This is a genomic window from Ruegeria sp. BHSB058 (assembly GCF_059613285.1).
The window spans coordinates 68,153-84,776 of record NZ_JBXWSF010000006.1 but is presented as its reverse complement, the minus strand read 5'-3'; the positions used below and the strand labels follow the sequence as shown (position 1 = coordinate 84,776).

The following is a 16,624-nucleotide window of genomic DNA, read 5'->3' as shown; positions in this document are numbered from 1 at the left end:
GGTGCGCGCCCGGACGGAGCCGGGCGCGGTGTTGGACGCCCTGCCCGCGTCACCGCCGGAAAGCCCAGAACGGATCGAAGCGATCTTTGAAGACTTCGAAGAGATCGTGATGCCGGGCATCACCCATTGGCAGCACCCCCGGTTCTTTGCCTATTTCAACGCAAATGCCTCGGCCCCGTCGGTTCTGGCCGAGTTCCTGACCAGCGCCATCGCGCCGCAGTGCATGTTGTGGCAGACCTCACCCGCCGCAACCGAGATGGAAACGCGGATGATGGACTGGCTGCGGCAGGCGCTGGATCTGCCCGAGGGATTTGCCGGTGTCATTCAGGATTCCGCCTCCTCCGCGACGCTGGCGGCGGTGCTGACCATGCGTGAAAAGGCGCTTGCCTGGCAGGGCAACCGGCACGGGCTGTTCGGGCAGACGCCGCTGCGCGTCTATTGTTCGTCCGAGGTTCATACTTCGATCGACCGGGCGATCTGGGTTGCGGGGATCGGACAGGACAACCTGGTCCGCATTCCGATCAAGGGCGACTGGCGCGGGATGGACCCCGAGGCATTGGAGGCGTCGATACGGGCTGATCTTGCAGCCGGGCTGCACCCGGCAGGCGTGATCCTGTGCGTGGGCGGCACCGGCACCGGGGCGACGGACCCGGTGGACCGATGCCTGGAGATCGCAACGAAATACGGGCTTTATTCGCATGTCGATGCCGCCTGGGCGGGTTCGGCAATGATTTGTCCCGACTATCGCCACTATTGGATCGGCGTCGAAAAGGCCGACAGCATTGTGTTCAACCCGCACAAATGGCTGGGAGTGCAATTCGATTGTTGCGCGCATTTCCTGAAAAACCCCGACGATCTGGTGCAGACGCTGGCGATCAGCCCGGAATACCTCAAGACGCATGGACGGGACGGGATCATCAACTATTCCGAATGGTCGGTGCCATTGGGTCGCCGGTTCCGGGCACTGAAGCTGTGGTTCGTGATCCGCGCCTATGGGCTGGAGGGGCTGCGCCAGCGGCTGCGAAACCATATCGAATGGTCGCGCAAGCTGCATGACCAGCTGGCGGCGGAACCGGATTTCGAAATCGTGACACCGCCGATGTGGTCATTGTGGACCTTCCGCTTTGCGCCGGATGGTGCGGACGATCTGGACGATCTGAACCTGCGGCTGGTGAATGCGATCAACGATGATGGCCGCATCTATCTGACACAGACCCGAGTCGATGGCGATCTGGTGATCCGGTTTCAGGCGGGACAGTTCGAAACCACCGAGGACGACGTGAGGATGGCCTTTGAGGTGATCACCGAAATCGCGCGATCGCTGTCCCCTGATGGACTTGCGCCCGGAAAGGCGTAGCTTGTCCGCAAACCCCAGATACTGAGAGGCCCACATGCCCGCACCAAAAAACAGTTTCAAACAGGCCCTATTGCGCGGCGATCGCCTGATCGGTTGCTGGATGAGCTTTGCCGAGGCCTCCACCGCCGAGATCATGGGCACAACCGGGTTCGACTGGCTGGTGATCGACGGCGAACACAGCCCCAACGATATCCGATCGATCCGCGATCAGCTGGTGGCGCTGGCGGCCAGCCCGTCGCATCCGGTGGTGCGGGTGCCCATCGGCGAGACCTGGATCATCAAGCAGGTGCTGGACGCGGGTGCGCAAACGGTTCTGGTGCCCATGGTGGAAAGCGCCGAGCAGGCCCGGGAACTGGTGCGCGCCTGTCACTATCCGCCAACAGGTACGCGCGGTGTGGGCGCCACGGCGACGCGGGCCACCATGTTCGGAACGATTGGCGAGTATATCCAGACCGCCGATGACGAGGTCTGTCTTTTGGTGCAGGTCGAGAACCGCGCGGGTATCGCCGCGCTGGATGACATCCTTGCGGTCGAGGGTATCGACGGCGTGTTCATCGGCCCGGCTGATCTGTCGACGGACATGGGCTTTCAGGGCAACAGCGCCGCGCCCGAAGTGCGCGCGGTCATCGAGGCCGCGATCACCCGGATCAAGGATGCGGGCAAAGCACCGGGCATCCTTGGCACCAGCGAAGAGGCGGCACAGGCCTATCTGGATATGGGCGCACAATTTCTGGCGGTGGGCATCGACGTGCTGGTTCTGGCCCAGAGCGCGCGCGCCTTGTCGGCCAAGTGGAAGGCGAAATAGGCCGGATCAGCCGCGCATCGCGGCGGCGGCCCTGGCATAGCCGCCCGAAGCCCCGTCGATGAAATGCATATGGTCATCACGCGTGGCCGACGGCACGATGCAGGTCATCATCGCCTCGTCCTGGGCGTGCAGGCCATAGCGGATCTTTCCCTGCGCCCGGGCCTCTTCCAGAAGCATCCCGATCGTGTCAAGCGATGCCTGATCGCAGTCGAGCGTCATTTTAAGCCCGTCGTCGAATTTGCGGAAATCGGTGTTCTGCGTGACCATGCGCCGATAATGGCCCGGATCGAACGAACCGAGATGCCGGCCAGACTTGAACAGAAGCCAGATCAACAGGTTTTGTCCCAGCACCAATAACTTTCTGAACTCCAGATTGCTGCCGGCACGAGAAACATGGGCATCAATGCTCAGCCCCGGCGGGGGCCAGCGGAGCGGCGGACCGGAGGCGGCAACCGGGTGGCCGCCACGCTCCAGCCCGGCCACGGCCTGAACCACCCGCCGCGCCAGGTCGGCAAAGTCACGATCCGACGCGCGGGCGATTGGCTGAATGACGATGGACACGATCTGTCCATGTTTTGCCCGGCTGTTGGCCCAACGGCAGGACAAACCGGTCAGGTCCGGTTGTGCGCCCGGAGCAGCGGGCGGGATTTCATAGGCGCCGGATTTCATCCGCGACTCGGCCCAGCTGACCCCTCCGCCTGAAAACATGGCGTAATCGACGCCGTCCGATGCTGCGTGTCGCGCAACGCGAACATCGCTGCCCATGGCGCGGATGTCGCTCAGCGGCACCAGGGCGGCGCGAAGCGAGATCGAGAATTCCTCCTTGGCCCAACACCGAAGGTTTGCCAGCACCTGATGCGCGCGGGCAGCCAGTGAGCCCGGAACCGCAAAGGCCGCGCCGTCACCCCCGAAGACAAAGGGAAACGGCTGTTCGGACACTTCGTTCATCATGGCCGAGATCACGGCGGCACCAACCATGTTGACGGTCTTGTATCGTCCGCGTTCGATCTCGCCGGTGGAATCGACGATATCGGCCACACCAACCACCCAATCCGGCGGCAGCGGGGTGAACCGCGCGGGCTCGGCCAGCTCGGCGAAATCGCGCACGGGCGCAAGCGTGGCATAAAACCCGCCCTGCTCGCCGATCATTGCCCTTGTCCCCTGCATAGACGTCAAAGTAGCACGAATGCGGTGATGACCAGCAATCACGCAACCAGACACACGCTTGTGCAATGTGGCGGGACGTGTCAACCATCCTTAACAAGACAGGTATCGGAGCGGATCATGCGGGCTGGATTGGTTGTATTGTGTCTGGCCTATGTGCTGAGCCAGTTCTTTCGCGCCTTTCTGGCGGTGCTGACCGCCGATCTTGGCCGCGACATTGGCGCGGCACCAGACGATCTGGCCGCCGCTTCGGGGTTTTGGTTCCTGACTTTCGCCGCGATGCAAATTCCGGTCGGCTGGTCGCTGGACCGGATCGGGCCGCGACGGACGGCAGCGGTGTTGCTGCTGCTGGGCGGTGGCGGCGGCGCGGCCCTGTTTGCGGCGGCAACCGCGCCGGTTCACGTGAGTCTTGCCATGGTGCTGATCGGCGTCGGGTGCTCGCCGGTTCTGATGGCGTCCTATTACATTTTCGCGCGCGAGTTTGCCCCGGCCAGATTCGCCACGCTGGCGGCGGTGATGCTTGGCGTGGGTTCGGTTGGCAATCTTGTCGCCTCGTACCCGACCGCGCTGGCGGTGGAGCTGATGGGCTGGCGTGCGACGCTGGCCGGGCTGGCCGCAATCTCGTCGGCTGTGGCGGTTGGAATCTGGATGACGGTGCATGATCCTGAACGGATTGATTCCGAGCAAAAGGGATCGGTTCTGGATCTTCTGAGAGAACCGCGGCTGTGGGCCATTCTGCCGCTGATGCTGGTGGCCTATGCACCCTCGGCGGCGCTGCGGGGGCTTTGGGCAGGGCCGTATTTGCGGGACGTTTTCGATCTGACCACCTCGCAGATCGGGCAGGCGACGCTGATCATGGGGGCGGCGATGATTGCCGGAACCTTCAGCTATGGCCCGCTGGACCGGATCCTGGGCACCCGGAAATGGGTGATCTTCGGAGGCAACGTATTGGGCGCCGTCGCGTTGGGCCTCCTGTGCCTGTGGATCGATCACGCGGTCTGGTCCTCGGTCGTGCTGATGGCGGTGATCGGGTTCATGGGGGCATCCTTCCCGGTGATCATGGCGCATGGACGCGCCTTCATTCCGGCACATCTGGTCGGGCGAGGTGTGACGCTGTTGAACCTGTTCGGCATCGGTGGCGTCGGGATCATGCAGTTTCTGACCGGACGGATACACGCGGCAACCGTGGAGGCGGGCGCGACTGCGCCTTACGTGCTGATTTTTGGCTTTTTTGCGGTCGCGCTTGGCCTTGGTTGCGCGGTATACCTGTTCAGCCGCGACAGCGTCGACTGACCTGAAACCACCGGAACAGGAGCATCAATTGCAAGACGTGCGTGTCATCGCCCCAAATCTGAAACGCAGGCTTTCCGGCGTGACGGCGACCATTGCGCGGTTGGTTCCTCTGCAGGCCCAAAAGATCGGTATTGTCGCCACCGGCCCCGGATTGCCCGATGACATCCCGCATATACCGCTGGCAAAAGTACCGTTCCTGCCGCGCCGACCTCTCAGGGTCTGGCATGCACGGCGGAACACGGAAATGCTGTTGGGTCTGATCTTGCGGGGGGTGTTCCGGATGCGCCTGAAGCTGCTGTTCACCAGCGCCTCGCAGCGGCGGCACACGGGTTATACCAAGTGGCTGATCTCGAAGATGGACGCGGTGGTGGCGACCTCGCGCAAGACCGCCGGGTATCTGGACCGGGACGCGCGCGTGATCATGCACGGGATCAACCTGCAGGATTTCACCCCGCCCAAGGATCGCGCTGCCGTGCGGGCGCAACTGGGACTGCCCGACGGGATATTGCTGGGCTGTTATGGCCGCATCCGGCACCAGAAAGGCACGGATGCCTTTGTCGATGCGATGATCGATCTGTGTGGGCGGTTCGACGATGTATCGGGCATTGTCATGGGCCGGGCGACCGAGCAGCACACCGGCTTTCTGAACGATCTGAAACAGAAGGTCGCAGACGCCGGGCTGGCCCACCGCATCCTGTTCAAGCCCGAGGTCACCGTGGACCGGATCGCGGAATGGTATCAGGTGCTGGACCTGTTCATCGCCCCCCAGCGATGGGAAGGGTTCGGCCTGACCCCGCTGGAGGCGATGGCCTGCGGTGTGCCGGTGGTGGCCACCGATGTGGGCGCGTTTTCCGAAATCGTGACCGACCCGTCGCTGGGCCGCGTCGTGGCCCCGAACAACATCCAGGCGCTGGCCGGCGCGGCGGCGGAGATGCTGGCGGACCGCGATTCTCTGGCCCGGTCCGGAGTGACGGCCCGCGCCCATGTAGAGACGCATTTTGATATCGAGGGCGAAGCAAATGCGCTGGTCGAGGTCTATGAGGGCCTTCTGGCCGGGGGCTGAGACACAGCGCCACGCCTCAAATTGACGTCAGGGACGCAAATACGCCGCCTGCCCCCTTTCTTCTGCGACAAAGGGTGCTATGAACGCGCGTCCTTAACTCAGGAGACAAGACATGGGCTATCGCGTCGTCGTCGTCGGCGCCACGGGCAACGTGGGCCGCGAAATGCTGAACATCCTGGCCGAGCGCCAGTTCCCCGTGGACGAAATTGCCGCTTTGGCAAGCCGTCGTTCGCTGGGCACCGAAGTCAGCTTTGGCGACAAGACGATCAAGACCCAGGACTTGGCCACCTTTGACTTTACCGGCTGGGACATGGCGTTGTTTGCCGTGGGTTCGGCCGCGACCAAGGATTACGCGCCCAAGGCGGCAGCGGCGGGCTGTGTCGTGATCGACAACTCGTCGCTCTATCGCTATGACCCGGACATTCCGCTGATCGTGCCGGAAGTGAACCCGCAGGCGATCCACGACTATTCCAAGAAGAATATCATCGCGAACCCCAACTGCTCGACCGCGCAGATGGTGGTTGCGCTGAAACCGCTGCATGACCGTGCCAGGATCAAGCGCGTCGTGGTGTCGACCTATCAGTCGGTGTCGGGAGCGGGCAAGGAAGGCATGGACGAGCTGTGGGATCAGACCAAGGCCGTCTACAACCCGATCAACGAGGTCGAGCCGAAGAAGTTCCAGAAGCAGATCGCCTTCAACGTCATTCCGCATATCGACGTCTTCATGGAGGATGGCTCGACCAAGGAAGAGTGGAAGATGGTCGCCGAAACCAAGAAGATCGTCGACCCCAAGATCAAGGTCACCGCGACCTGCGTCCGCGTTCCGGTCTTTGTCGGCCATTCCGAGGCGGTGAACATCGAGTTCGAGGAGTTCCTGGACGAAGACGAGGCGCGCGACATCCTGCGCGAGGCACCCGGCATCATGGTGATCGACAAGCGCGAGGCCGGTGGCTATGTCACCCCGGTGGAATGCGTCGGCGATTTCGCCACCTTCATCAGCCGCATTCGCCAGGATTCGACCATCGAGAACGGCATCAACCTGTGGTGCGTCAGCGACAACCTGCGCAAGGGCGCGGCGCTGAACGCGGTGCAGATCGCCGAGCTGCTGGGACGGGAAGTTCTGAAGAAGGGGTGAAGCTCCTTCGGATTGGGAATGTCAGGGGCGCGGAAACCGTGCCCCTTTTTCGTTGACCTGCCTGCGTGACCGACTAATGTCCGGCCACCTTTCGGTGCCCGCCCGTGCGGGAGAATCGGGAACGCGGTGCAAACCCGCGACGTGCCCAACGCTGTAAGGGGGACTGTGCGGACATGAACCACTGGCCTTGGCCGGGAAGGGGTTCGCGCGGGAAGATCCCGAGTCAGAAGACCGGCCGGAAGGGATGGCGCAGCCTGCGTGGACGGCGGGCGGCGCGGGACCATCCAAGGGGACTCCGATGGCCATTACCACCGAACCGGCGCTGATGGCGCCCGACGCCTTTGACAAGGCGAGCCGCGAAGCGGTTTATCGAACCATCCTCAACCGTCGCGACACCCGCGGGGATTTCCTGCCGGACCCGATACCCGAAGACCGGTTGAGCCGTGTCCTTTTGGCGGCGCATCACGCGCCATCGGTGGGATTCATGCAGCCGTGGGATTTCCTGATCCTGCAGGACCGTGATATGCGCCGGCAGGTGCATGAGCTGTTTGCCAAGGCCCATGCTGAGGCCGCGCTGATGTTCCCGGTCGAGCAGCGCGACACTTATCGCAAGCTCAAGCTGGAAGGTATCCTCGAGGCGCCGATCAACATCTGCATCACTTGCGACCGCAGCCGCTCCGGGCCGGTGGTGATCGGTCGCACTCATATACCGGTGATGGACATGTTCTCGTCGGTCTGTGCGGTACAGAATTTCTGGCTGGCGGCACGAGCCGAGGGGCTGGGGGTGGGCTGGGTGTCGATCCTTGACAATGGCGCGCTGAAAGAGGTGCTGAACCTGCCTGCCGAGGTTGTACCCGTCGCATATCTTTGTGTCGGGCTGGTCCGTGGTTTTCACGACAGGCCGGAACTTGAAAAGGCTGGTTGGCTGCCGCGCCGCGCGATCACCGACCACGTGCACTTTGGTCAATGGGGGCAAACCGGCGGTGATGCAGAGCTGACCGGGCGCTTGCGCGCGGACCAGGCATCAATCGCAGACGGAACGTTCCTGTCGCGGCGGCTGGGCTGATTTCCAGAAGCGGTTCGGGCGTCGAAGATCGGCGCCCGGGTCACTCAGACCGGTTCGAACTTTCCTTTCGCAGGATCATAGCTCTGCAATCCGCCTGCGCCGATGTCGGTCCACAGGCCGTGAATGCTGAGGCTTTTGGCCTCGACGGCGGAGGCGACGAACGGGAAGGTCATCAGGTTTTCCAGCGAGGCCACCACGGCCTGTTTCTCGAACTGGCGGGCCTGTTCGATGTTGTCCTTGAGATCGGCAACCAGATCGTATTTCGGTTTCAGGATATCCATCCAGCGCCCGACGAAGCTTTCCTTGGCCTCAAGCTGTGGCGCCTGCCCCTTGCACATGTCGATACAGCCCTGAACGCCACCACATTGCGAATGGCCCAGCACGATCAGATGCGCGACCTTCAGCGCGGTGACCGCATATTCGATGGCCGCGCTGGTGCCGTGGTGATCGCCATCGGGCGCATAGGGCGGTACCAGGTTGGCAATGTTGCGGTGGATGAAGAATTCGCCCTGATCGGCGCCGAAGATAGATGTGACGTGCACCCGGCTGTCGCAGCAGGAGATCACCATGGCGCGCGGATGCTGCCCTTCGTTGGCCAATGTGCGGTACCAGGCCTCGTTCTCGGCATAGGTCGTGGCTTTCCAGCCATGGTAGCGCTTGACCAGATAATTCGGCAGAGGTTTAGCGAAGTCCATTCCAGTAAATCCCCAAGGTTTTCTGTGCTGCAGCGTGATCTAATCCGAATTGAAACAAAATTCGAGACATTATCCACTTTTGCCGAAACCTTTTGCCAACCACTGTGGCGCGAGGATGCGACCGTGCCGTGGGGGTGCGACTTTATTGGGGTGAACGTGGTGGAGAAAGTGATCACACTCGTTCAGAGGGAAACCGTGCGACTGGATCCGGACCCTCTGGGAAATCTTTACGATCAGCTGGGCGATTCGGGCGCCGAGGATGTGGTATGCCGCGCCATCGAAGAGCTGGCCCTGCGGCTGTCGCGATGCGAACTCATGTGGCGACAGCGGGATTGGCTGGGTCTGCGCAAGGCCGCACGCTCGCTGGTGGCGATTGCCGAACAGGTCGGCATGACGGCGCTGACCCGCGTGGCGGGAGATGTGTCAGAAGCCGTGGATGCCGGAGACCACGTCGCCGCCAGCGCCACGCTGTTCCGCCTGATCCGGGTCGGCGAGCAGTCGTTGGTTGCGGTTTGGGACCAACGGCATCTTTCGATCTGAAATGGCTTGCAGGTGCCCCGGCGCAAGGTAGTCTGGCCGCACCTCAACCAAGCGAGCCGTTCATGCCCCTGTCTTTTGCCCCTCCCTCCGACCACGCCCTGCACCTGCATGTAATCGAACAGGCCGCGCTTGATGCCTGGCTGGATGCGCAGGACAGCGAGGTTCGGGGTTGGGTAGCGTCCAACGGGTTCACCGGCGCACTGGGACAGGCGCTGTTGGTGCCGGGCCGCGAAGGCGCGGTGCGATTTGCGCTGGCCGGGTACGGCGACGCGACCAAGCGCGCGCGCAAGCGGTTTCCGCTGGCCGCCGCCGCCGAAAAGCTGCCCAAAGGCAGTTATCGGATCGTCTCGGGGCTGGCCGATCAGGATACCGCCAACGAGGCGCTTGGATGGCTGCTGACCGGATACGCCTTTGACCGTTATGCCGCGCAATCGCCGGCCAAGGCCACGCTTGTCGCCCCCGAAGGCGTTGACGCCACCCGGATCGAGGCCATTGCCAATGCCGAAACGCTGATCCGCGATCTGATCAACACCCCGGCATCCGACATGGGGCCGGACCACCTGCAATCAGCGGCCGAGGGGCTGGCGGCCGAGTTCGGGGCGCGGTGCGAGACCATCATCGGCGACGACCTGTTGGCCCGGAATTTTCCGATGATCCATACCGTAGGGCGCGCCGCCGGGCAGGCCCCGAGGCTGATCGAGATGACCTGGGGCGACAGCGGACCCAGCCTGACGCTGGTCGGCAAAGGGGTCTGTTTCGACACCGGCGGGCTGGACCTGAAACCTGCTTCGGCCATGGGGTTGATGAAAAAGGACATGGGCGGGGCGGCCAATGTGCTGGGGCTGGCGCGAATGATCATGGCGCTGGCCCTGCCGATCCGGCTGCGGGTGCTGATCCCGGCGGTGGAAAATTCGGTGGCCGGAAACGCATTTCGCCCCGGCGATATCCTGACCTCGCGCAAGGGGTTGACGGTCGAGATCAACAACACCGACGCCGAAGGGCGGCTGGTGCTGGCCGACGCGCTTGCGCTGGCGGACGAGGGTCAGCCGGATCTGGTGATCTCGATGGCGACGCTGACGGGTGCGGCGCGCGTGGCAGTCGGGGCAGACCTGGCCCCGTTTTATACCGACGACGACGAGGCGGCGCAGGTGCTGGCGCAGGCCGCGTCAAAGGTGGCCGACCCGGTGTGGCGGATGCCGTTTCATGACCCTTATGAAGAACTGATCGAACCGGGCATCGCTGATCTGGACAACGCACCGTCGGGCGGGTTTGCCGGATCGATCACGGCAGCGCTGTTCCTGCGGCGGTTCGTGACCGCCAGCCGGTACATGCATTTCGACATTTTCGCCTGGCAAAAATCCAAGGCTCCGGGGCGCAGCAAGGGAGGGTTCGGGCAAGGCCCCCGCGCCCTGCTGGAGGCGCTGCCAGACCTGCTGAAGTCATGAGCGTGCAAGGCATCCATGTTCCGGTCGCCGATTTGCTTCGCCGCCCCGACGGCCCGCGCGACCGCCAGTTGCTGTATGGCGATGTGGTGACGGTCAAAGAGGTCACCGGCGACTGGAGCCGGATATTGTCGGAAAAGGACGGCTATCCCGGCTGGGTCCGGTCGGAGGTGCTGGGTGATGCGCAACAACCCACGCACTGGGTCGCGGCACCGGCCACGCATGCCTATTCGCGGCCCGATATGAAAAGCGCTGAACGTGTTTGCCTGAGTTTCGGAAGCAGGCTGGCGGCCCGCTCGGAAACCAATGGTTTTATCGAAACCGACGCGGGGTTTGTGCCTGCGGTTCATCTGGTCGGGATCGGCACGAAATTCGACGATCCGGTTTCGGTCGCAGCGCTGTTTCTGGGTACGCCCTACCTTTGGGGCGGCAACAGCCGGGCGGGCATCGACTGTTCGGGGCTGGTGCAGGCGGCCTTGCTGGCGTGCGGCATCCCCTGCCCCGGCGACAGCGGCGATCAGGAACGCGCCCTGGGTACGGCCCTGCCCGCCGGAACCGCACACCGGCGCGGCGATCTGTTGTTCTGGAAAGGCCATGTCGCCTGGATGGCCGATCCTGAGACCTTGCTGCACGCGAATGCGCATCACATGGCGGTGCAGTACGAACCACTGGATACGGCAATTGCCCGAATCGAAGCGCAGGGCGACGGCCCGGTCACGGCCCACAAAAGGCTTTAGTCGGTATCGATCGCCCGGATCAGCTTGCGTTCCAGCACCCGCAGAACCGTGCGCAAATCATGGCCGCGTTTCAGGATGCGCCCGTCCATTCCCACCACCGAATACAATCCCTGCCGCTGGCGCATACGGGGATGTTTCTCTACGCGATAGATCGGATGTTCGGCAGTGCGCCGAAAGATCGAGAAGACGGCCATGTCACGCAGGTTCGAGATGCCGTAGTCACGCCACTCTCCCGCAGCCACCATCCGGCCATAGACAGAGAGGATCAAAGACATTTCGCGCCGGTCGAACGCGACCTGCATCTGGGCCGGACCCGCAGCAAACGGGCTTGGAGGCTGCATGTTCATAAACTCAGCCTTGCCAAATTTTTTCGCCAAATCAAGTCTGCAAAGCGGCAATCCCGGTCTGTTGAGGCGGCGAGAGCACGTTGCCGACATGGGCGATCAACTGCTTTTGGGCTAGAATGCAGGTTGGAATGCCGTCCGCCCCGAGCGATCTTGCGCGCCGGTTGCAAAGGCTGTTTTCTGAAGTCCACGCCAGCACACGAGGTCTCGGCCAAATGGCAAATAATGAGGAAAACGAATCCCGGCTGCTGGTGATCGTCACGCCGAGTTTCAACATGGCTGCAACGATGAGTTTCGTGGACCCGTTTCGCGCGGCTAACTACTTGGAAGAAAAAACCTATTTCAGACAACTGTGTTGCACGGATCGTTTCATCAGCGTGGCCAGTTTCTTGGTTTAACGACGGGATGGCGCCGAGCGACATGCGCAAGGTGGCGCTGCGGCCTGCAGACTAGAAGTTCTCGACCCAGGGCCGGATATCCAGCTCGTTCGACCATGCGGAGCGGTCCTGATCAATCAGGTGCATGTATTCGCGGGCAATGGCGTCGGGGTTCAGCATGCTGTCTGGGGCGTCCGCCGGTTCGGCCCGCGCGGCGCTGCGGATCGCACCGTCGATGTTGACCCAGACCACATGGATGCCCTTTGGATGCAACTCGCGCGCCATGGATTGCGCAAGGCCCCGCTGGGCAAACTTGCCCATCGCAAACGGGGCCGAGTGGGGAAACCCCTTGACCCCGGCCGAGGCGCCGGTGAACAGGATCGTGCCCCGCCGGCCATCCGACAAGCCTTGCATCAGCATGCGTTTCGCCGCGAAGTGACCCAGAAGGAAGGCACCAAAGGCCGTCACCTCGATCGCCTTGCGCACGGCCTTGGGTTCGAGGTCGGCAATCGGCCCGCGCTGGCGGGCAGAGGGGTTGTAACAGGCGACGCGCAATTCCCCCGGAATGGACTCGACCAGTTCGGCGACACCGTCGGCATTCGTGCCGTCCAGTTCGTGTGTTCTGGCATGGATTTCGGATGCCAAGTCCTTGAGATCGGACGTATCCCGCGCGGCCAGATGCACCGCGTAACCGGCATGGGCCAGTTCCCGGGCAAAAGACGCGGACAGGCCGGTACCGGCGCCGATGATGAGTGCAGAGGATTTGGACGAAGGTTTTGCCATGGCGGATTCTCCTGCTCTCACCATGACAGGTCGCCCGTGCCTGCGCAAAGCAAATGCAGCGGGTCAGCCGCCCAGCATGACCGCTTCGACCCGGCGGTTGCGGTCGCGGCCTTCGGGCGTCTGGTTCGAGGTCAGCGGCGCGAGATAGCCGGCGCCTTCGGCCTCGAGCCGTTCGGCATCGACGCCATGATCCGCCACCAGCCGGTCGCGCACCGCCTGGGCGCGGCGCTTGCTGAGGGCGGTGTTGCCCTCAAGGGTGCCGACATCGTCGGTATGACCGACCAGTGCGATGCGCAGCTTGGGGTTTTCTGCCAGCAGAGCGGCCAGTGTTTTCAGTGACGCATAAGGCCCCGGCCCCAGCGCATCGGCGCCGGTCTGGAAATCCAGATCTTCCAGGATCGCGTGACCATTCAGGCGCAGATCGGCCAGCAACCCTTCGGAGCTGTCCTCGGTTTCGTAAACGACAAACGGAGCTTCGGCCTGAATATCGGCCGGCCCCACGCTGATCACCTGCAGATAGGCGTCAGGGGGATTGCGGCTGATCAGCAGGCTGAGCGCCTCGTCCCCGCGCACCGCCGAGACAAAGCGATAGTCGCGCAAGGCCACGTACATGTCCGGGTTCGAAACCACCTCGGTGCCAAAGCGGAAATCGAATCCGCCGCATTGGGACGATTGGCAATCGAGCACGATCTCATAATCCTGCGCCCTGATTTGATCCCGCATCGGCGTGAGGATCTGCAGCGTGGTCCGTGACCCCGAGCGAACACGCCAGGTACGGCGATCAACCCTGCCCTCGAACGTGCGGGATGGCACGGTGTTGCCGTCAAACACCCCGACAGGCAGATCATAGCTGTCCAGAGCACTGATCCGTTCGGTCAGTTGCTGCGCGCCGCTGGGCAACGTAAGTTCCTGAGCGGAGACCGGAGCAGCCATCAGGGCAAGACAAAGGGCGAAAGGGCGGATCATCTGAATTGCGAATGATACTCGTCATTGGGCACCATCGCAGTTGCGCTGGCGACGCGGTTGGACATGTTGAAGAAACCCGCCACGTTGGCGATGTCCCAGATATCGCGGTCGGAGAAACCGACATCGCGCAGGCGCTGGCGGTCGGGTTCCTCGATCTCGGCGCTGGCGGTGGTCATCTTGGCGGCGAAATCCAGCATGGCGCGCTGGCGCGCATCCAGAGGCGCGACGCGATAGTTCATAACCAGCATCTCGCCCAGCTTCGGGTCGCCGGACAACTGGCGCACCGCCGCGCCATGGGCCACGAGGCAGTAGAAGCATTTGTTGATCGAGGACACGACGACCGCGATCATCTCACGTTCAAGCTTGGAAAGCCCGCTGTCGCCCAGCATCAGGTCGTTATACATCGCCGTGAACGCGTTGAGCTTGGCGATGTCGAACGCGTTGGCCCTGAGTACGTTGGGCACCATGCCCAGCTTTTCCACGCAGATATCGAAGTATTTCTGCGTCTCGGGCGGCAACGGGTCCACCATCGGCAGGTCAAGCGCGGTGGGTTGGTTCGGATCGGTCACGATTGTCTTTCTCCCCTCAGACAAGCTGGCGATAGTGATACTCTGCGACAAGGTTCATGCCGAGAGAGCGGTAGAGGGCGTTGGCCCCTTCGTTCGCCTTGGTGCAGATCACGCTAAGGGTCTGTGCGCCGTTGTCCATCGCCCAAAAGGCCGCGCCACGCATGGCCCATTGGCCCAGGCCCTGCCGGCGCTGGTGCGGCAGGATTTCCAGGGCATGCACCATTGCAGTTCCATCATGAATGGCGACAAAGCCGGTGCCGCCGGGCTTGTCGCGGTGGCGCATCAGCAGGCCGGTCTTTGGCCCTTTGGCGCGGTCCATCACGGCCAGCCGCGCGGGGCCGATGCCACCCTGCGCCCAGATTTCACGCATGATCGCCAGCGGTTCCCACAGGGTGAAGACGGTGACGCGGGGGATGGGGATATCGGTGAGGTGTTCGACCGGACAGGCATAGATATTGACCGGATCGAACTTTTCATAGCCGCGCGCCGCCAGTTGCGCATCCAGCGCCTCGTCACCGGGACGCAGACAGAACAGGCGTTTTTGACCCAAAGTCTGCATCGCCGCCTCGGCTGCGTCGATATCGGCCTCGGTGACTTCGCCGATCCTGCTGGCCGCGGACACGCGCGAACCGGCCCCCTGCGCCTCGCGAAGCATGAATGGCCCCGACCGCGTGAATCGGACAGCGGGCCAGGTGCCGTCGACGACCTCCGCCCAGTTGATGCTCAAAGCTCAAGCTCCTGCGCCAGACGGGTCATCGCCGCGTCGACGCGTGCACCGTCGGTGCCCCGGATCACGATATTGGCGCCAAAGGCCCCGTTCACCTGGAACGGATAGCAGCCGATGGTCAGGTCGCCAAAGGCGTTGGCCAGTTGCGACAGCGTTTCGGCAATGTCGCCTTCGCCCCGGTCCACCCGCAGGGTCTGCGACAAGAGCGGCGCGCCACCGGTCAGCGTCGGCAGGACGCTGGCCACCATGGCCTGAAACACCAGCGGCACGCCCGCCATCACATGCACGTTGCCCAGCGTGAACCCCGGCGCGGTCGAAACCGGGTTGGCGATCAGCTCTGCAGTGTCCGGGATGCGCGCCATGCGCATGCGTGCTGCGTTGAGTTCCAGCCCGGTCTTTTCGTAATGCGCCTCAAGCAGGGCGCGGGCGTCGTCGCGCACATCGATGCCGACACCAAAGGCGCGGGCGATGCAATCGGCGGTGATATCGTCGTGGGTCGGGCCGATGCCACCGCTGGTGAAGACGTGGTCGAAGCTTTGCGACAACTGTTTGACGGCGGTTTCAATGGCTGCAGGGTCATCGCTGACCACACGCACCTCTTTCAGGTCGATGCCATGTTTTGTGAGTTCACCCGCCAGATAATGCATGTTGGCGTCGCGGGTGCGGCCCGACAAGATCTCGTCTCCGATCACGAGCATTGCAGCGGTTGGGTTGGGCATGGCACCCTCTCCTCTTGAATGACCTTCAGCGCAGGTATAGGCCCGGACCCATGCGCTTTGAAACCCCTCTTGTGCCCGCCCGCCTGATCCGCCGCTACAAACGCTTTCTGGCAGATTGCACGCTGGAGGACGGGCGCGAGGTGACCGCGCATTGCGCCAATCCGGGTTCGATGATGGGGTTGGCCGAGCCGGGCGTTAAGATCTGGCTGGAGCCGAATGACGATCCGAAAAAGAAGCTGAAGTTCGGCTGGCGGCTGGTCGATCACGAGAACGGGCATTTCACCGGGGTCGATACTTCGGTGCCGAACCGGGCGCTGAGGGCCGCGCTGGAAAGCGGTAGGGTGGCGGAACTGGCAGATTACCGCACAGTGCGGGCCGAGGTGAAATATGGGCAAAACAGCCGCATCGACTTTCTGCTGAGCCAGCCGGGTCTGCCAGACGCCTATGTCGAGGTCAAAAGCGTGACCCTGTCGCGCCATCCGCGACTGGCGGAGTTTCCCGACAGCGTGACCCAGCGCGGCACCAAACATCTGGGAGAGCTCGCGGCGATGGCGGCGCAGGGTCACCGCGCCGTGATGCTGTATTTGGTGCAACGCACCGATTGCGACAGCTTTGCTTTGGCGGCGGATATCGATCCGGCTTATGCAGCGGCATTCGAGGCGGCGCGGGCGACCGGGGTCGAGCGGCTGGTATACGGCACCGAGATTTCTCCAAAAGGCGTCAGGGTGACCGATGCCTTGACCGGTTTGAGCGGACTTGCCTGAACCGAAAGGCGGTGCCGACGATGAGAAATTGGGTATAACAAATTTCGAAAAGCGGGTATATGTAAGCTATCCAATTGC

The 16,624-nt window shown here is 62.9% G+C and carries 19 protein-coding genes and 1 riboswitch; of the genes, 11 read left to right on the top strand and 8 right to left on the bottom strand.

Annotated elements, in window-relative coordinates; all coding sequences use genetic code 11:
* The coding region (locus AC2FNB_RS02890) for a pyridoxal phosphate-dependent decarboxylase family protein (protein ID WP_496744357.1) at positions 1-1,357 on the top strand (1,357 nt) is incomplete at its 5' end.
* A gap of 34 nt (positions 1,358-1,391) precedes the next feature.
* Positions 1,392-2,162, top strand: coding sequence for an HpcH/HpaI aldolase family protein (locus tag AC2FNB_RS02885; RefSeq protein WP_496744355.1), 771 nt, complete (start codon positions 1,392-1,394; stop codon positions 2,160-2,162).
* A gap of 6 nt (positions 2,163-2,168) precedes the next feature.
* Here AC2FNB_RS02885 and AC2FNB_RS02880 read toward each other — a convergent pair whose 3' ends face one another.
* On the bottom strand, positions 2,169-3,311 hold the full coding sequence (locus tag AC2FNB_RS02880; RefSeq protein ID WP_496744353.1) for a DUF3095 domain-containing protein: 1,143 nt from the start codon (positions 3,309-3,311) through the stop codon (positions 2,169-2,171).
* A 135-nt stretch (positions 3,312-3,446) separates the two neighbouring features.
* On the opposite strand from AC2FNB_RS02880, the gene AC2FNB_RS02875 reads away from it, so the two are divergent.
* The 4 genes from AC2FNB_RS02875 to bluB all read left to right on the top strand — a co-directional run bounded on the left by AC2FNB_RS02875 (position 3,447) and on the right by bluB (position 7,883).
* Positions 3,447-4,619, top strand: coding sequence for an MFS transporter (locus AC2FNB_RS02875; protein WP_480748509.1), 1,173 nt, complete (start codon positions 3,447-3,449; stop codon positions 4,617-4,619).
* A 28-nt stretch (positions 4,620-4,647) separates the two neighbouring features.
* Positions 4,648-5,682, top strand: a complete 1,035-nt coding sequence (locus tag AC2FNB_RS02870; RefSeq protein ID WP_496744351.1) for a glycosyltransferase family 4 protein — start codon at positions 4,648-4,650, stop codon at positions 5,680-5,682.
* 112 nt (positions 5,683-5,794) lie between these two features.
* A complete protein-coding gene (locus AC2FNB_RS02865; RefSeq protein ID WP_496744349.1) occupies positions 5,795-6,817 on the top strand; it encodes an aspartate-semialdehyde dehydrogenase in 1,023 nt (340 codons plus the stop codon).
* 75 nt (positions 6,818-6,892) lie between these two features.
* Positions 6,893-7,071: riboswitch (cobalamin riboswitch) on the top strand.
* A 44-nt stretch (positions 7,072-7,115) separates the two neighbouring features.
* Positions 7,116-7,883, top strand: a complete 768-nt coding sequence (bluB, locus tag AC2FNB_RS02860) for a 5,6-dimethylbenzimidazole synthase (RefSeq protein ID WP_480748506.1) — start codon at positions 7,116-7,118, stop codon at positions 7,881-7,883.
* A 44-nt stretch (positions 7,884-7,927) separates the two neighbouring features.
* Here bluB and AC2FNB_RS02855 read toward each other — a convergent pair whose 3' ends face one another.
* Positions 7,928-8,578 carry a carbonic anhydrase gene (locus tag AC2FNB_RS02855; RefSeq protein ID WP_480748505.1) on the bottom strand — a complete coding sequence of 217 codons (651 nt, stop codon included), beginning with the start codon at positions 8,576-8,578 and terminating at the stop codon, positions 7,928-7,930.
* Positions 8,579-8,728: 150 nt separating this feature from the next.
* Between AC2FNB_RS02855 and AC2FNB_RS02850 the strand changes: the two genes are divergently transcribed.
* From AC2FNB_RS02850 to AC2FNB_RS02840, 3 genes are all read left to right on the top strand, one after another.
* A complete protein-coding gene (locus tag AC2FNB_RS02850; RefSeq protein WP_480748779.1) occupies positions 8,729-9,118 on the top strand; it encodes a hypothetical protein in 390 nt (129 codons plus the stop codon).
* Between the two features lie 62 nt (positions 9,119-9,180).
* Positions 9,181-10,563 (top strand): leucyl aminopeptidase family protein, encoded by a 1,383-nt coding sequence (locus AC2FNB_RS02845; RefSeq protein WP_496744346.1) that lies wholly within the window; start codon positions 9,181-9,183, stop codon positions 10,561-10,563.
* Positions 10,560-11,297 carry a C40 family peptidase gene (locus tag AC2FNB_RS02840; RefSeq protein WP_496744345.1) on the top strand — a complete coding sequence of 246 codons (738 nt, stop codon included), beginning with the start codon at positions 10,560-10,562 and terminating at the stop codon, positions 11,295-11,297. Before AC2FNB_RS02845 ends, AC2FNB_RS02840 begins: the two co-directional genes overlap by 4 nt.
* Here AC2FNB_RS02840 and AC2FNB_RS02835 read toward each other — a convergent pair.
* Complete coding sequence (locus AC2FNB_RS02835) at positions 11,294-11,644, bottom strand: DUF2794 domain-containing protein (RefSeq protein ID WP_480748502.1); 351 nt, start codon at positions 11,642-11,644, stop codon at positions 11,294-11,296. The genes AC2FNB_RS02840 and AC2FNB_RS02835 overlap by 4 nt on opposite strands.
* 128 nt (positions 11,645-11,772) lie before the next feature.
* Between AC2FNB_RS02835 and AC2FNB_RS02830 the strand changes: the two genes are divergently transcribed.
* Positions 11,773-12,039 carry a hypothetical protein gene (locus AC2FNB_RS02830; protein WP_480748501.1) on the top strand — a complete coding sequence of 89 codons (267 nt, stop codon included), beginning with the start codon at positions 11,773-11,775 and terminating at the stop codon, positions 12,037-12,039.
* Between the two features lie 51 nt (positions 12,040-12,090).
* Here the strand turns inward: AC2FNB_RS02830 and AC2FNB_RS02825 are convergent, their stop codons facing one another.
* The 5 genes from AC2FNB_RS02825 to AC2FNB_RS02805 form a co-directional block, all read right to left on the bottom strand.
* The gene (locus tag AC2FNB_RS02825) at positions 12,091-12,801 is read right to left on the bottom strand and encodes an SDR family NAD(P)-dependent oxidoreductase (protein ID WP_496744343.1); all 711 of its coding nucleotides are present in this window, start codon (positions 12,799-12,801) and stop codon (positions 12,091-12,093) included.
* Positions 12,802-12,864: 63 nt separating this feature from the next.
* Complete coding sequence (locus AC2FNB_RS02820) at positions 12,865-13,767, bottom strand: OmpA family protein (protein WP_496744341.1); 903 nt, start codon at positions 13,765-13,767, stop codon at positions 12,865-12,867.
* Complete coding sequence (locus AC2FNB_RS02815; RefSeq protein ID WP_496744340.1) at positions 13,764-14,336, bottom strand: peroxidase-related enzyme; 573 nt, start codon at positions 14,334-14,336, stop codon at positions 13,764-13,766. Before AC2FNB_RS02815 ends, AC2FNB_RS02820 begins: the two co-directional genes overlap by 4 nt.
* 16 nt (positions 14,337-14,352) lie before the next feature.
* On the bottom strand, positions 14,353-15,063 hold the full coding sequence (locus AC2FNB_RS02810) for a GNAT family N-acetyltransferase (RefSeq protein WP_496744338.1): 711 nt from the start codon (positions 15,061-15,063) through the stop codon (positions 14,353-14,355).
* Positions 15,060-15,782 (bottom strand): competence/damage-inducible protein A, encoded by a 723-nt coding sequence (locus tag AC2FNB_RS02805; protein ID WP_480748496.1) that lies wholly within the window; start codon positions 15,780-15,782, stop codon positions 15,060-15,062. The genes AC2FNB_RS02810 and AC2FNB_RS02805 overlap by 4 nt, the downstream gene beginning before the upstream one ends.
* A gap of 50 nt (positions 15,783-15,832) precedes the next feature.
* On the opposite strand from AC2FNB_RS02805, the gene sfsA reads away from it, so the two are divergent.
* A complete protein-coding gene (sfsA, locus tag AC2FNB_RS02800; RefSeq protein ID WP_496744335.1) occupies positions 15,833-16,546 on the top strand; it encodes a DNA/RNA nuclease SfsA in 714 nt (237 codons plus the stop codon).
* Positions 16,547-16,624 lie beyond the last annotated feature (78 nt).